General features: G+C 58.4%; 14 protein-coding genes. 9 read left to right on the forward strand and 5 right to left on the reverse strand.

The window, feature by feature from the left end; all coding sequences use genetic code 11:
* Positions 1-35 precede the first annotated feature (35 nt).
* On the reverse strand, positions 36-293 hold the full coding sequence (locus ACG74X_RS09190) for a BolA family protein (RefSeq protein ID WP_411234258.1): 258 nt from the start codon (positions 291-293) through the stop codon (positions 36-38).
* Positions 294-367: 74 nt separating this feature from the next.
* On the opposite strand from ACG74X_RS09190, the gene ACG74X_RS09195 reads away from it, so the two are divergent.
* The gene (locus ACG74X_RS09195; protein WP_411234261.1) at positions 368-1000 is read left to right on the forward strand and encodes a DnaJ domain-containing protein; all 633 of its coding nucleotides are present in this window, start codon (positions 368-370) and stop codon (positions 998-1000) included.
* 108 nt (positions 1001-1108) lie between these two features.
* Here ACG74X_RS09195 and ACG74X_RS09200 read toward each other — a convergent pair whose 3' ends face one another.
* The 3 genes from ACG74X_RS09200 to ACG74X_RS09210 form a co-directional block, all read right to left on the reverse strand.
* Positions 1109-2233, reverse strand: coding sequence for an aminotransferase class V-fold PLP-dependent enzyme (locus ACG74X_RS09200; RefSeq protein WP_411234263.1), 1125 nt, complete (start codon positions 2231-2233; stop codon positions 1109-1111).
* 121 nt (positions 2234-2354) lie between these two features.
* Positions 2355-2813 carry an Lrp/AsnC family transcriptional regulator gene (locus ACG74X_RS09205; RefSeq protein WP_411234265.1) on the reverse strand — a complete coding sequence of 153 codons (459 nt, stop codon included), beginning with the start codon at positions 2811-2813 and terminating at the stop codon, positions 2355-2357.
* Complete coding sequence (locus tag ACG74X_RS09210) at positions 2810-3265, reverse strand: Lrp/AsnC family transcriptional regulator (RefSeq protein WP_411234267.1); 456 nt, start codon at positions 3263-3265, stop codon at positions 2810-2812. Before ACG74X_RS09210 ends, ACG74X_RS09205 begins: the two co-directional genes overlap by 4 nt.
* 190 nt (positions 3266-3455) lie before the next feature.
* On the opposite strand from ACG74X_RS09210, the gene ACG74X_RS09215 reads away from it, so the two are divergent.
* The 3 genes from ACG74X_RS09215 (at position 3456) to ACG74X_RS09225 (ending at position 7021) form a co-directional block, all read left to right on the forward strand.
* Complete coding sequence (locus tag ACG74X_RS09215; protein WP_411234269.1) at positions 3456-4589, forward strand: Hint domain-containing protein; 1134 nt, start codon at positions 3456-3458, stop codon at positions 4587-4589.
* A 132-nt stretch (positions 4590-4721) separates the two neighbouring features.
* Positions 4722-5744, forward strand: a complete 1023-nt coding sequence (ilvC, locus tag ACG74X_RS09220) for a ketol-acid reductoisomerase (RefSeq protein ID WP_411234271.1) — start codon at positions 4722-4724, stop codon at positions 5742-5744.
* Positions 5745-6091: 347 nt separating this feature from the next.
* Positions 6092-7021 (forward strand): DMT family transporter, encoded by a 930-nt coding sequence (locus tag ACG74X_RS09225; RefSeq protein ID WP_411234273.1) that lies wholly within the window; start codon positions 6092-6094, stop codon positions 7019-7021.
* Here ACG74X_RS09225 and ACG74X_RS09230 read toward each other — a convergent pair.
* Positions 7005-8747 (reverse strand): trypsin-like peptidase domain-containing protein, encoded by a 1743-nt coding sequence (locus tag ACG74X_RS09230; RefSeq protein ID WP_411234275.1) that lies wholly within the window; start codon positions 8745-8747, stop codon positions 7005-7007. The two genes, ACG74X_RS09225 and ACG74X_RS09230, sit on opposite strands and share 17 nt — an antisense overlap.
* Before the next feature lie 139 nt (positions 8748-8886).
* Between ACG74X_RS09230 and ACG74X_RS09235 the strand changes: the two genes are divergently transcribed.
* Genes ACG74X_RS09235 through ACG74X_RS09255 form a run of 5 tightly spaced genes read left to right on the forward strand, consistent with a single transcriptional unit; the run spans position 8887 to position 15905 of the window.
* Positions 8887-9816, forward strand: a complete 930-nt coding sequence (locus ACG74X_RS09235) for a glycine--tRNA ligase subunit alpha (RefSeq protein ID WP_411234276.1) — start codon at positions 8887-8889, stop codon at positions 9814-9816.
* Entirely contained in the window at positions 9816-10517 is a 702-nt protein-coding gene (locus tag ACG74X_RS09240; RefSeq protein WP_411234278.1) for an FkbM family methyltransferase, read from the forward strand. The genes ACG74X_RS09235 and ACG74X_RS09240 overlap by 1 nt, the downstream gene beginning before the upstream one ends.
* Before the next feature lie 2 nt (positions 10518-10519).
* The gene (locus tag ACG74X_RS09245; RefSeq protein WP_411234280.1) at positions 10520-11047 is read left to right on the forward strand and encodes a DUF6446 family protein; all 528 of its coding nucleotides are present in this window, start codon (positions 10520-10522) and stop codon (positions 11045-11047) included.
* Positions 11047-13269, forward strand: coding sequence for a glycine--tRNA ligase subunit beta (gene glyS, locus ACG74X_RS09250; RefSeq protein ID WP_411234282.1), 2223 nt, complete (start codon positions 11047-11049; stop codon positions 13267-13269). Before ACG74X_RS09245 ends, glyS begins: the two co-directional genes overlap by 1 nt.
* A gap of 44 nt (positions 13270-13313) precedes the next feature.
* Positions 13314-15905 (forward strand): putative PEP-binding protein, encoded by a 2592-nt coding sequence (locus tag ACG74X_RS09255; RefSeq protein WP_411234283.1) that lies wholly within the window; start codon positions 13314-13316, stop codon positions 15903-15905.
* Positions 15906-15926: the final 21 nt, after the last annotated feature.

The raw sequence follows: 15926 nt of genomic DNA on the forward strand, positions 1-15926 counted from the left end.
AATGCGATTGTCATGAGGCTTTCATCGCCGCGGTGTTATTCGCCCAGATCCAAAGACAAGGCGTGAATTGCGGTAACCAGGTCCGGGCCAAGCGCCTGGTGAACCATCCGATGCCGGGCGATGCGGGACTGACCAGCAAAGGCATCTGACCGGATGATGACGTGATAATGACTTTCCCCGCCTTCTTGAAAGCCAGCATGACCGCGATGCGCTTCGCTGTCGTCCCGCACCGTGAGCGCGCGCGGAGACAAAGCCTCGCGCAGACGTGCTTCAATCTGTTCAGTCCGCGTCATTTTTTCCGCCTTATGTGGTTCACTCTGCTGCACTTTGGTCTAAACTGTCGCTTCCGAGTCGAAAAGGGCACGAAATGAGCAAATCAGATCCATTCGGTTTCGATATGTCGATTAAGTCCGCGAAGAAGAAAAATCCGCGTGGGCGACGTGGCATGTCCGGCGCATCCGAGACATCGACGCGCGTCTGCGATCACGAAGGCTGCACGGAAGCCGGCAAATTCCGCGCGCCGAAAGCGCCGGATGTGCTCGATGATTTCTTTTGGTTCTGCCAAGAGCATGTGCGCGAGTACAACAACAAGTGGAACTTTTTCGACGGCAAGACCGAGGCCGAGATGAACGCCCAGATGTCGGAAGACAAAGTCTGGGAGCGCAAAACCAAGGATTACCGCGACCCCGAAGCAAAGGCCTGGGCACGGCTGGGCATAGAAGACCCGCATCAGGTCCTGGGGGCAAACGCCACACGCAACCCGGGCAAGAACGGGTCCTCCACCGGACACACCAAACGGTTGCCACCAACCGAGCGCCGCGCCATCGAAATCCTTGAGGCAAAAGACACCTGGTCCAAGACCGAGCTGCGCAAGACATACAAATCGCTGATCAAAGTGCTGCACCCCGACATGAACGGCGGCGACCGCAGCCAGGAGGAACAGCTGCAATTGGTTGTCTGGGCCTGGGATCAGATCAAGGACAGTCGGAATTTCAAATAAGCGTCGCAACCAGACGATCTGGCTGTGATTGCATATTTATAAAAAAGAGAAAGCCGGGGGTGTGCATATGCCCCGGCTTCTTCTTTTCAAAAATATGCAAATACGCCGTTAGATGACCTCGTCCAGCACTTTGCTCAGGCGTGCAACGGTTCCGTCCACGTCATAAAGCTTGTCCAGACCGAACAGACCCAACCGGAACGTGCTGAACTCTGGCGGCTCATCGCATTGCAGCGGCACGCCTGCGGCGATTTGCATGCCTTTGGCGGCAAAGGCGCGGCCGGATTGGATTTCGGGGTCGCTGGTATAGCTGACAACCACGCCCGGAGCGCCAAAGCCATCAGCCGCCACCGATTTGATGCCGCGCGCCTTGAGGTCGGCCCGTACAGCGTTGCCCAGTGCCCATTGCTGCTCTTTGAGTTTTTCGAACCCGTAATCGCGGGTTTCCAGCATTGTGTCGCGAAACGCCTTGAGACCGTCCGTGGGCAATGTGGCGTGATAGGCGTGCCCCCCGTTTTCATAGGTCTGCATGATCTGGTGCCACTTCTTGAGGTCGGTGACAAAGCTGTTGGACTGGGTTTCTTCCATGCGGGCAATCGCACGGTCGGACAGCATGACAAGCCCGGCGGACGGTGTCGCAGACCAGCCTTTTTGCGGAGCCGAGATCAGGACGTCGACACCGGTTGCCTTCATATCAATCCAGGCACAGCCCGAAGCGATGCAATCAAGAACCATCAGCGCACCGACCTCATGCGCGGCCGAGGCCAAAGCTGTGACATAGGCATCGGGCAGAATAATCCCGGCACTGGTTTCCACATGTGGGGCAAAGACGATGTCGGGTTTTTCTTCGCGAATGCGGGCAGTCACCTCTTCTATGGGCGCAGGCGCAAAGGGGGCTGTGACCTCGTTGCCGGTCTGTCGGGCTTTGATGACCACCGTGTCGCCACCAAATTGACCCGCGTCGAAGATCTGGGTCCAGCGGTACGAGAACCAGCCATTGCGGACGATCAGGCTTTTGGCGTTCTGGCCGAACTGACGGGCCACCGCCTCCATTCCGTAGCTGCCGCCGCCCGGGACAAGCACTACGGCATCCGCCTTGTAGACGTCTTTCAGCATGTCCGAAATATCGGTCATTACAGTTTGAAACGTCTTGGACATGTGGTTGAGGGAACGGTCCGTAAACACGACCGAGAATTCATCAAGCCCGGTCGGATCAATTGTGTCGAGCAGTGCCATTTATGGGTCCTCCTTGAGTTACCTGATGGGTATCGCGGAGTGACGGAGTTGCAAAGTCTCGTTTCGTCTCCCGCGTCCTAAAGTCCATTTTGGGCGCTGTATGAAAGACCCTGCCCGTCACTTATCCGATCGGCCCTGGCAACCGCTCTTCGGAGAGCAGAACATTCGCGTCAATGCTGCCGACCCCCGGTAACGTCATGATGCGCCGCCGCAGGACGCGTTCAAAATCGGCGATGTCGCGGGCGATGACCCGCAGGCGGTAGTCATAGGCCCCCAGAACATGCTCAACGGTCTGGACTTCGGGAATGGCAGTGACCGCGCGTTCAAAATCTTCAAGGCTGACCCGGCCTTTGGTGGCAAGTTTGACACCAAGGAAAACGGTGACGGAAAAGCCAAGTGCCTGCGCATCAAGGTCAAGCCGTTGTCCACGAAAGATGCCGGCGTCTTTGAGCCGTTTAAGGCGGCGCCATGCAGCGGGTTGGCTGAGCCCGAGCTGACGCCCCAAAGCCCCCGCAGAAAGCAACGCATCTGCCGCAACAGCGCGGATCATCGCACGGTCGATATCGTCAAGATCAATCACAAGGGAAGCGTTTCGTCGAATTTGACGCGCGCGACATGCATCAGGGCTTCGATATCGGCAATATGCGGCAAGGTCAGGAGTTTGTCGCGATACACGTCTTGGTAATGGGGCATATCCCGCGCGATGACAGACAGTCGCGCATCGACCTGGCCAAGAAATGTTTGAACTTCGATCACTTCGGGTACGTTGCGCGCTTGGGCCAGAAATTCATCGAATGCGCGGGGTTGCGTTTTATCAAGCTGCACGCGCAGGGACACTTCGACCGTGTAGCCAAGTGCGGTCCAGTTGATGACAGAGCGTACCGCGCGGATCACGCCGTTGCTTCGCATCCGCTCTAGCCGCCGCGCACAGGTCGCGGGCGACACGTTTGCGCGGTCGGCAAGCTCGGCCACGGTCAGGCTCGGGTCTGACTGGAACTGGCGCAAAACACGTTTGTCAATGTCGTCGAGCATGGAAAAACCGGAAACCCAAAATATCACGCATGATATACACGTCATTTTCGGCAATGAACACTGCGCAATGCCTGGCGTGACCCCTGGGATACGCTGGTGTGAAATACTTTGCAAAGCTGAGGAAAAATCCCTAGGGCAATGTTAACCATACGTAAAGAAACAGTACGACCCAAGCAGCAGGTGTCCTGGCATGGCCATTCGCACCATCAGTGTTTTTGCCAAAAGCGGCGTGACCATCACCCGCGATATTGACGGCGGCGCGCCTAACACGGGTGACGTCATTGCCAATGCGCTGTGGGGCAATGCGTTTTCCTGGGAAACCCCAAGCGATTTGAGCCTGACCTTTTCCGGCCCGATGACAAATATAACATTTGAGGATTCCGACGGCATCCTGTCGGACAATCCATATTCGGGCTGGACTGTCACGGACCAGCAATTGACTCAGGCTGTCACGATCAATGGGCAAACCTATTCGCCAAGCACTGAAACGATCCGCTGGCAGAACCCGCCTCCGGTGAATGTGGAGAATGAGTACGAGGTCACGCTTTTTGACGACAATGGTGTGGCCTACAGAATGGTCGGCGTTTCGATTACCGAAGGGTATCGCACCGATGTTGTAGGTGTGATGTTCGACGGCCCTGCACCGCCGCCCGGCACAACGCTGAAATACATTCAGGGTGTGTCGACGTATAGCGGTTTTGGTCAGACCGTGACCATCCCCACCCAGCCGATCTGCTTTCTGGCAGGGGTGTTGATTGAAACACCGACGGGCCCTGTTCCAGTCGACTCTTTGCAGATCGGGGACAAAGTGATCACCTTGGACGACGGGCCGCAGCCCATCCGCTGGATCGGGAAAAGCCTTGTATGCGCCTTGGGGACAATGGCACCGGTCAAAATCCGCAAAGGGTATCTGGGCGCGCAGCGCGATCTTTACCTTTCGCCCAATCACCGGGTGCTGCTGCGCTCATCCAAGGCTGAGTTGTATTTTGGGGAAGCAGAAGTGCTGGTCCCGGCCAAAGCCCTTGTCGATGACAGATATGTGTGTCGCACAGCGATGCGCAAAGCTGCGTATTATCATCTGTTGCTGGACCGTCATCACATGGTGATTTCAGATGGTATCGCCACGGAAAGCCTGTTTGTCGGTGCCGTGACCGAAGATGTTTTGGGGCCGGTTGCGTTACAGGATCTGCAAGCACGGCTCAGGGAGATAGATGTCTCGGCCCAGAGGTTGAGCCGCATGAGCCTGACCCTGCGCGAAGCCCGGTATCTGCTGCATCAGGACGAGCCAGCCGAGATCGCCGGGGTCTCGCTGAAAGCGGCCTAGCGCATGACTTCTTCACATTTTAAGCCAACGGCGCATAGAATTCTCACACTTTGAGGAATTAAGCGAGATGTTGATCGCACAGTTGTAACCATTCCTTTTACGGTACGCGCAATGGAATGAAAGGATGATCCCATGCGTGTTTATTATGATCGTGACTGCGACATTAACCTGATCAAGGACAAGAAAGTGGCCATTCTGGGCTACGGCTCACAGGGGCACGCGCACGCGTTGAACCTCCGCGATTCGGGTGCCAAGAACGTGGTTGTGGCGCTGCGCGAAGGCTCGCCTTCGGCCAAGAAAGCAGAAGGCGAAGGGCTCAAGGTTATGGGCATTGCCGAAGCGGCGGCCTGGTGTGATCTGATCATGTTCACCATGCCCGATGAATTGCAGGCGGACACCTACAAGAAATACGTGCATGACAACCTCAAAGAAGGCTCTGCCATCGCCTTTGCCCACGGTTTGAACGTGCATTTCGGCCTGATCGAACCCAAGCCCGGCGTCGACGTGATCATGATGGCCCCCAAAGGCCCTGGTCACACCGTTCGGGGCGAATACACCAAAGGCGGCGGCGTGCCCTGCCTTGTGGCGGTGCACAACGATGCGTCGGGCAAGGCGCTTGAGATCGGTCTGAGCTACTGTTCTGCCATCGGCGGCGGGCGTTCGGGCATCATCGAGACGAATTTCCGCGAAGAGTGTGAAACCGACCTCTTTGGGGAACAGGCAGTTCTGTGCGGTGGCCTTGTCGAGCTTATCCGCATGGGCTTCGAGACGCTGGTCGAGGCGGGTTACGAGCCGGAAATGGCGTATTTCGAGTGTCTGCACGAGGTGAAGCTGATCGTGGATCTGATCTACGAGGGCGGCATCGCCAACATGAACTACTCAATCTCGAACACCGCGGAATATGGCGAATATATCAGCGGTCCGCGCATCCTGCCCTATGACGAGACCAAGAAACGGATGAAAGACGTTCTGACCGACATCCAGACCGGCAAATTCGTGCGTGATTTTATGCAGGAAAACGCTGTTGGCCAGCCGTCATTCAAAGCGACCCGTCGTATCAATGACGAGCATCAGATCGAAGCCACAGGCGAGAAACTGCGCGGCATGATGCCGTGGATTTCCGCAGGCAAGATGGTGGATAAGGAAAAGAACTGATCATCCACGATCAGACTTCTATACCCACAGGGCGGCCCTTTTGGACCGCCCTTTTTGTTTACCCTGTTCAGTCAGAACAACATATCACAAGCGCCGATTTTTTCGGCGGCGCAGGGTCTGTGTTCACATATCGTCTTTCAACTGGAACACGCACCACGCGAGAAGGGCCAGTAGAATGACAACGGGCAGAATGAAAAAGGCGTCCATGATGATCTCCTCGGGTTGTGGTCGCGCCAGATAGGCTTGCCGCGATGTGCGCGGCCTTCTACAGAGCTAACCAATTGTCGCGCGGTTGCAATGACCGGCGCTTGTTTATGTCGAATGACGACCAAGGGTGCCCGGTTTTTATGCAAACGCAACCAGAAATTACGCCCGCAAACTGGGGCATGGTGGCGACACTTGGCCTTGTTTGGGGGGCCACGTTCCTGTTCATCGAACTGGCGCTAACCGGGATCACGCCATTTTGGCTGGCGGCAGGCCGGATCGGGTTTGCCTGTGTGCTGACGCTGGCCATCTGGCTTTGGCTGGGCCGTAAATTGTTCCTGACAGACGAAACGGCGTGGGGCGCGTTGATCATATCGAGCATCCTGAATTCCGCCGTGCCGTTCATGCTGCTAAGCTGGGGGCAACAGACGGTCACGTCCGGGTTTGCGGGCGTCTCCATGGCGGCAGTGGCTTTGATCGTGTTGCCGCTGGCGCATTTTTCCGTCCCCGGAGAGCGTATGACATTGCGCCGAGTGGTTGGATTTGGCGTCGGATTTGTTGGCGTGACCGTTCTTTTGGGGGGGCAGGTGTTTGCCTCATCCGGTGATCCGCTAGAGCCGTTCGGCCGGCTTGCCTGTGTGTCGGCAGCAGCCTGCTATGCGGTATCGTCGGTCATTGTCCGCAAATTGCCGCCCATTGATCCGTTTGGCCTGTCTGCGTTGACGCTGGTCTTTGGGTCATTGGTCGTGTTTCCTGCGGCCATCATCGTCGAAGGCGCGCCGGTCATGCCATCGACAGACATTCTGCTGATCATCGCGGTGCTGGGTCTGATCCCCACAGCAGGGGCAAACCTGCTTCGGGTTTTCGTGATCCGCAGTGCCGGACCGGTGTTCTTGTCCCTGGTGAATTACCAGGTGCCGATGTGGTCAGTGATCCTGGGAATTGTGATTCTGGGCGAACCGTTCAAACCGATCCTTTTGCTGGCCATGGCGCTGATCCTAAGCGGATTGTTCGTCAGCCAATGGGGCGCGTTGAAGCGGTTGTTCGGACGCAAGGCTAGTCCCAGCAGCTGACAAGCACGGTCATTGCGGTGCCTTTGGCGGTCAAATCCACCGGGTCCAGGCGCGGCTGCGGATTTGACGCTTGGACGGTGACACCCGCGCGTTCAAGAACCGCGCGCACAGCGTCGCCCTTGGCCGCAAAACTGACATCGTCCGGCAGTTGCCGCCCGCCCACGTTGCGCGGCAACAGCATACCCAGCACAGCACCGCCGTCATCCAGAACCGGCCCGCCCGCATCCCCGTCAAGCGTGTTGATCGCCAGACGGCTCAGCGTGTCTTCGCCATCCAGACCACGCAGGTCTGCAAGGCGGCCAAAGGTCATGGTGGCCGAGGGCAAAACACCGCCAAAGGAATAGCCGGACACGGCAATTTCAGATTGCAAACGCGGGGTGGTGTCACGGAATTGGGCAATCGTTGTCGGGGCCAAAGGTGTGCTTGCCTGCAACACGGCGATGCCTGCGGCAGCATCCGTGGTGACGACTTCGGCCTCGTAAGTATCGTTCAGCGTGATGCGGTCGCAACTTGCGACGGCACTGTCGATGGTCACAACCCTGCCCTGCCGGTCCACAAAGAACCCCGAGGCCGTCAGTTTCGGTTGCCGGATTTGCAGCCCCGAAACAAGGTCAACACTTTGAGTGTCGTCAGCAATGGTTGCCGGATCAAGAACACCCGTGATCGGTTCAAAGCTGTTTTGCATCCGCGCGAGAATACGCGTCCGGCGCTCTTCATCATTGGCGGGCCAGACCAGCGTAAACCCCTTGATCTGCCCATCCGACAGCCGCGCTTCGCTGTGAGAGATCACGCGATCGTTCTGGCCGATCAGGGTAAACCCGTCACCCGTCCGTTCGCGCGGTCCGTCCAACGGCACAATTTCAAGCGTTTGCATGATCTCGTAAAGACCAGCAAGGCGATCCCGGTCTCCCGGTTGGCTGATCAGCAGCACCTGCGCGTCGTCCACCGCACCTGTGGAGCGGAATTTTGCAAACGGGCTGTCATATTGGTCAAATACCACGGCCCCCATCGGCAGGTCGATGGAAATGCCCGCCCGTGTATCGCGGACGGTTTGCATGTCCATGCCCTCAAGCACCGCGTTATATTGGCGAAACAGCTCTGCGCGCTGCGCGGTGGTCAGAATACCGGTTTCTTCCTGTCCATTGTCGCGTTGCCACGCCCGCATCGAGGCGCGTGTGCCGCGCCCGAAGGCACCGTCAATGGCCGCGTTGTAATAGCCCGCCCATTGCAACGCGACCTGCAGGTCTTTGCGCTCGTCTCGGTTCAGCAGGGCTTCGGAAGCACGGGCCTCTTGGGGTGTTTCATCTACAAAAACCGGCGGCTGCTCTGTTTGCGGTTGCGGCGCAGGCGCGGGCGGTGTCGCGGCTTGCTCTGGCGCTGCGGGCCCTGCCCCAATGGGCCAGATCCTCTGTCCATAACGCGTCGGTTCTTCCAGATAACTGTCCCGCGGGATCAGCCGCTCTGCCCGAAGGCGGCGCAGGACGGTGTTGGCTTCGTCCCGGTCATACGGGCCTAAGGCAATGCCGAACCAACCGCGCCCTAGGTCAAACCCGTTCACATCGGGCAAAACCGACGCATACCCGCGCAACCGCTCTTGTGCGACCGAAAGGCTGGGCTGCGCTTCGATCTGAACATAAACTGTTTCTTGTGCTGACGCGGGCTGACCCAAAAAAACCAACACAGCCAGCAGTGAAAACAAAACATTGCGCATCATTGTGGGTGCCACCTGCCTCGAAAATCCGTTTCACAGCCATCTAGCAAGATTGTCGCGGCACGGGAACGCGAAAATAGGGCCTCGCGTGCAATTGACCCCCGTCCACCATGCGCATAGTCAGGCGCCAACAGAAAACCGGGGTGCCTTGGCCATGGAACAGACCGTCACAAAGCCGCGTAGTTTTCAGGAGATCATCCTGCGACTGCAGTCCTACTGGGCGGGCAAAGGCTGCGCTGTGCTGCAACCCTATGATATGGAAGTCGGTGCCGGGACATTCCATCCAGCGACCACGCTGCGCTCTTTGGGATCGACGCCGTGGTCGGCCGCCTATGTGCAGCCATCGCGCCGCCCCACCGATGGGCGCTATGGCGACAGTCCGAACCGGTGGCAGCATTATTACCAGTACCAGGTGATCATCAAACCGTCGCCGCCCGATCTGCAGGAGCTGTATCTGGGATCGCTGCGCGCCATCGGGATCGACATGGATCTGCATGACATCCGCTTTGTCGAGGACGATTGGGAAAGCCCGACGCTGGGCGCATGGGGACTGGGCTGGGAGGTCTGGTGCGACGGCATGGAAGTGTCACAATTTACGTATTTTCAACAGGTTGGCGGCCATGACTGCCATCCTGTGTCGGGCGAGTTGACCTATGGGTTGGAACGGTTGGCGATGTACGTGCTGGGCTTTGACGATGGCAACGCGATGCCGTTCAATGACCCGGATGCCCCGATCCCACTGACCTACGGAGACGTGTTCCAAGAGGCCGAGGCGCAATATGCGCGGTGGAATTTCGATGTGGCGGATACAGATGTGCTGTTGCAGCACTTTATAGATGCCGAAGCCGAATGCGCGCGCATCCTTGAACAGACTGCGGATGACCCGAAAACGGGCCGCCGCATCGTGATGGCCTTGCCGGCCTATGATCAGTGCATCAAAGCATCGCACATTTTCAACCTGCTAGACGCGCGGGGGGTGATCTCGGTCACCGAACGGCAGGCCTATATCGGCCGGGTGCGAAACTTGGCCAAGATGTGCGCTGACGCATTTGTGATGACCAAGGCCGGTGGATTTGCGGCCTGATGGCACGCGCGGATCGAAATACGCCGTTGCGACGGGCCAAATATGGCCTGATGCAGCATCTGCCGGGGGCGCTTGGGTTGAAATACCGGCGCAAGCTGCGCAAGCTGTATGCCCCTGCGGCAGAAGCGGCCTTTCGCGACGCGCTGGCCCAGACTGCAGGCACGGTGTGTATCGATCTTGGGGCCAATATCGGTCAGCACACACGCACAATGGCAGCCACGGCAAAGCGGGTTTACGCGTTTGAACCTGACCCCTGGACAGCCCGGCAGCTGCGCGAGGCGTTGGCGGATCTTGACAATGTCGACGTGATCGAGGCGGCAGCAGGCACCGAGACCGGGACGTTTCCCCTCTACCGAACCGCCAGCTTTGACAGCGACCCGGTCGAGCAATCGCAATCGTCGTCGCTGATGTCCGAGAAACGAAATGTCGACACCACCGCCGCCATTGATGTGACCGTTCTGGATTTTCCGGTGTTTCTGGAACAGCTGGATACCAAGATCGGCGTGATCAAAATGGATATTGAAGGGGCCGAGGTTGCGTTGCTAGAAACACTCTTTGATCATCCGGTCGCATCGCGGATCGGATATATCTTTGTGGAAACGCATGAAAGCCGCATTCCCGAGCTGTTACCTCGCACAGATGCCCTGCGCGGCCGCGCCGCAGGCATGACACACCCCGTCGTCAATATGGATTGGAAATAACGATGACCGGCAAGATCGCAGGCCTCACCATTTTGGTAAGCGCGCTTATTGCGGGCGTCGCGATGTATTACCTTCAGGTCTACGCGTTTTACGACGAGGTCACGCCGACCGGTGTCGATGACGTTCAGATCACCACGCTTCAGGGTGTTCAGGAAGTCATTCTTTACGAAGATTTTCAAGCGATTGACGCGGATAGTTCACCCATAAGATACAGAGCATGTTTCACCACGCAAACGCCATTGTCCACATTGCTGGCGACCTATGAGGCCTATCCCGGTGCCGCGCCGCGCACTGCTCCGGGCTGGTTTGACTGCTTTGACGCCGAAGCGCTTGGCGAAGAGATTCGCAGCGGGCGCGCGCATGTGTTTACCGGGCAGCGCAATCTGGAATTCGGGATCGACCGGGTGGTTGCCATCACCGATGACGGGCGTGGCTATATCTGGCACGAAGTGAATGATTGCGGCGACAAGGCCTATGACGGCAGCCCGCTGGGCGAAGATTGTCCTCAACCCGATAACGGAGGCAGCTGATGCCCGACCTTTTGATCGAGCTTTTCTCGGAAGAAATCCCGGCGCGGATGCAGGCCAAGGCGGCGGCCGATCTCAAATCCCGCATGACCAATGGGCTGGTAGATGCGGGCCTGACCTATGCGGGTGCTGCGGCTTTTGCCACGCCGCGCCGTCTGGTGTTGCGGGTCGATGGTCTGACCGATCGGTCGCCTGACGTCAAAGAAGAACGCAAAGGCCCGCGTGTGGATGCACCGGACAAAGCCATAGAGGGATTTTTGCGCGGGGCCGGTGTGTCGCGGGACGATCTTGTCGAACGTGACGACAAGAAAGGCCGGGTGTTCTTTGCGATCATCGAAAAGCCGGGACGCGACGCCGCTGACATCGTGGCCGAGGTTCTGGACGACACAGTGCGCAACTTTCCCTGGCCGAAATCCATGCGCTGGGGGGCTGGATCGTTGCGGTGGGTGCGGCCCCTGCATCGCATTCTGTGTCTGCTGACGCGTGAAGACGGCTCGGAGGTTGTTCCGCTTGAGATTGACGGCATTGTGTCGGGCCGGAGCACCGAGGGGCATCGTTTTATGGCCCCTGGCGCATTTGATGTGTCCGGGTTTGACGATTACGAAGCCAAGCTGAAACGGGCCTATGTGGTTCTGGATGCAACCGAACGGGCCGATGCGATCTGGCAGGAGGCCACCAATCAGGCCTTCGCCAACGGGCTTGACGTGGTTGAAGATAAAGGCCTGCTGGCCGAAGTGGCCGGGCTTGTCGAGTGGCCGGTGGTTTTGCTGGGCAAAATCGAAAAGGACTTCCTTGATCTGCCGCCAGAGGTTTTGCAAAGCTCGATGAAAGAGCACCAGAAGTTCTTTTCCGTGCGAAATCCGAAAACCGGCAAGATCGAATGCTTTGTCACTGTCGCCAACCGGGAAACCGCCGACCATGGCGCAACAATTCTTGCCGGAAATCAAAAGGTGCTGTCCGCACGGCTGGCAGATGCAAAGTTTTTTTGGGAAAACGATCTGCGTGTTGCTACACAGGAAAAGATGCAGCCCTGGCTGAGATCGCTTGACGCGGTGACGTTTCACAACAAGCTGGGCAGCGTGAAGGACAAGGTCAACCGTGTTGCCGCACTGGCGCGCGAACTGGCCCCTGTCGTTGACGCGGACGCCGCGCTTGCCGGTCAGGCCGCAGAGGTTGCCAAGGCCGATCTGGCCTCGGAAATGATCTATGAGTTTCCAGAGCTTCAGGGGCTGATGGGGCGCTATTATAGCACGTTGGCGGGGTTTCCAGACACTGTGGCCGCCGCCTGCGAAGAGCATTATTCACCGCTTGGGCCCTCCGATGATGTGCCAACCGCCCCGGTCTCTGTGGCGGTCGCTCTGGCGGAAAAGATTGATACATTGACCGGCTTTTGGGCGATTGACGAACAGCCCACCGGATCAAAAGATCCGTTTGCATTGCGCCGTGCCGCGCTGGGGGTCATTCGTCTGATCCTCGAAAACGACCTGCGGCTTTCGCTGGACCGTTTCATTGACGCTCAGCTTGTGCGCCACAAGGGGGTGATCCTTGACGACGTGACCGATGACGAGGTCACAACATTGATCGAGGCCATCGCCAAACACGGTGTCTTTGGTGCCGCCTACCGGACGCTCAAATCGACAAGCGACGGCACGATCTCCAAAGGGATTGAGGCGATAAACAACGCCCTGCCGGACACATCCGACGATCTGCTGGCTTTCTTTCACGACCGTCTCAAGGTCTACCTGCGCGATCAGGGCATTCGGCATGATGTCATCGATGCCTGCATCGCGATGGATGGCAATGATGATCTGGCCTTACTGGTGGCGCGGGCCAAGGCCCTGCAAGAGGTGTTGAGCACCGAAGATGGTGAAAACCTTGTCCAGGGGTTCAAGCGCGCCAATAACATTCTGACCCAGGCCGAAGAAAAAGACGGGGTCGAGTATTCCTTTGGCGGCGATCCGAAATTTGCCGAAGATCCAACCGAAATCGCCCTGTTCAAGGCCCTAGATGCGGCGCAAGCCAGGATCAATCCGGCGATGGAAGCTCAGGATTTTGGCACTGCCATGTCGGCCATGGCGGATCTGCGCGCACCGGTGGATGCGTTCTTTGAGGCGGTGCAGGTCAACGCCGACAGCGATGTTTTGCGGCGCAATCGTTTGAACCTGTTAAGCAGCATTCGCAGCACCTGTCTAAAGGTGGCCGATCTGACACGCATCGAAGGCTAGGCGTTGGGCTGCAAACACCTCTTGCCAGAGCGCGCGGCACTCGTATGCTGCGCGCAGATTCAAGAGGTGCCGCAGTGCAGAAACCCGGGCCAGACAATCCAGACGTAACCCTGATTACGCCCACCTCGCCCATGGCGACACCAACCCATGGCGGGCGGGCCAAATGCCTACAGCGCCTTGTGCGCCTGAACCTTCCGGTGCCGCGCACGATTGCCCTGTCGTTTGACACGGTGCATCAGCTTGCCGGAGGTTACCTGCCCGATGTCTCTGATATTCTAAGCAATTTTGAGGATCGCGCGCTGCTTTGCGTGCGGCCGTCTTCTGAAGTGCCGGATTGGGGCGGTCCGGGTGCGGTATTGAACATCGGGATGAACACCGAAAACCATACCGCGCTCTGCGCGCGCATCGGGTCACCTGCCGCAACCGACATCTATCTGCGCTTCATCCAGAACTACGCAGTTAACGTCGCCCGGCTTGATGCCGGGATATTTGATGAAATTGATGGCACGGGCGCGGACGCGTTGAAAGCGGCCTTGTCTGTCTATGAAGACGAGGCAGAAGAGCCGTTCCCGCAGGACCCGGCGATTCAACTGGCGCAGATCCTGCGCTCGATGGCGCGTGCCTGGGAGGGCACAAGCGCCCGCTTGCTGCGCCAGGCCAAAGGGGCTCCGGTGGATGCCGGGCTGGGGCTTGTGGTGCAGCAAATGGCGCTTGGTCTGGGCAGCGGCGAATGTGGATCGGGCGTGTTGCAGCTTGTCAATTCGGAAACGGGCCTGCCGCAGATCACCGGACGGTATCTAAGCCAAAGCCAGGGCCGCGAAGCGCTGGACGGGGGGACGGCCTCTATTTTCCTTGAGAAAGATCCGCGCGGACCATCCCTTGAAGACCTGGCCCCAGAGGCGTTTGCCGCCTTGAAAGAGCACGCGGCACTGGTGCGGACGCGGTTGCGGGAAGAGATGCAGATCGAATTCACCATCGAAGACGGTGCGTTGCATATTCTTGATGGGGTGCGCGTTGAACGCAGCGCGCGTGCGGCGCTTAGGATCGTTGTGCGGCTGGCAGAAGATGGCATCATTTCAAAACAGGACGCGGTGATGCGGATCGAACCGCGCGCCTTGTCGGAATTGCTGCACCGGCAGGTCGCGGCCAACAGTCCCCGGGATGTTCTGGGACATGGCATCGGCGCAAGCCCGGGGGCTGCCACTGGAAAGGTCGTGTTCACATCCGAGGCTGCACAGGCCATGTCCGCGCGCGGAGAGCCATGCGTGCTTGTGCGGCGCGAAACCAGCCCGGAAGACATTCGCGGCATGCACGCCGCCGCAGCCGTGCTGACCGAACGGGGCGGCATGACCAGCCACGCCGCCGTGATCGGGCGCGGGCTTGGCCTGCCCTGCGTTGTCGGGGCCGCCAATATGCGGTTTCAGATCAATCGCCGCGCCCTGACCGCAACCGATGGACGGGTCGTCAAAGAAGGCGACGAGATCACCGTCGACGGCTCTAGCGGTCAGGTTTTGGCAGGATCGGTCGAGATGATCGAGGCCACGCTGGACGAGACCTTTCGCACCTTCATGAGTTGGGCCGATGCCGAACGCGATATCGGTGTGCGGGCCAATGCAGACACCCCGGCCGATGCCAAAACCGCGCTGCATTTCCGCGCGCAGGGCATCGGTTTGGTCAGAACAGAGCACATGTTCTTTGAAACAGAGCGTATGACGCCCATGCGCGAGATGATTTTTGCCCGCGATCCGAAAGACAGACAAGCCGCGCTGGACCTGATTCTGCCCATGCAACGCGCTGATTTTCTGGAATTGTTCACGATCATGCAGGGTCAGCCGGTGTGTATACGTCTGTTCGATCCGCCATTACATGAATTCCTGCCCGCCACCCGGGCCGGCCAGCGCGAATTGGCCGAAGCGCTTGGATTGCCGATCAGTGATGTGACCCGCCGGGTCGAAAGCCTGAGCGAGTATAACCCGATGCTGGGGATGCGCGGCGTGCGGCTGGGGATCACTGTGCCGGAAATCTATGACATGCAGGCCCGCGCAATATTCGAGGCCACCGTGGACGCTGCCGCTGAAGGTGTGACGATTGTGCCGGAAATCATGGTCCCGCTTGTCTCTGCCAAACGCGAGGTCGAGCTGGTACGCGCCCGTGTCGAAGCCGTGGCCGCAGCGGTGCGCGCGGAAACAGGCGAAGCGTTCGGCTATAAGCTGGGGGTGATGGTCGAGACACCCCGCGCCTGTCTGCGATCGGGTGATATCGCCGAGCACTCTCATTTCCTGAGTTTCGGAACAAACGACCTGACCCAGATGACCTATGGCCTGTCGCGTGACGATGCGGGGCGGTTCATGTCGGAATATGTGCGCCAGGGTGTGTTCGCCGAAGATCCGTTTCATATGCTCGACACCGAAGGCGTCGGAGAATTGTTGCGACTTGCGGTTGTTCGGGGTCGCGCTGCACGACCGAACGTGGTTTTATCCATTTGCGGGGAACATGCCGCCGATGCTGATTCGATTGCTTTCTGTCGCGAGGCCGGATTTGACTATGTCAGCTGCTCTCCATTCCGCGTTCCAGTCGCAAGACTGGCCGCTGCACAATTAGCGTTGACCGACAAGATGCAGTATCAGTCGGCATAATTAGGCCTAGATTTCGCCGTA

Origin of the sequence: Marivita sp. S0852, assembly GCF_046591575.1 — a bacterium.
GTDB lineage: Bacteria > Pseudomonadota > Alphaproteobacteria > Rhodobacterales > Rhodobacteraceae > Marivita.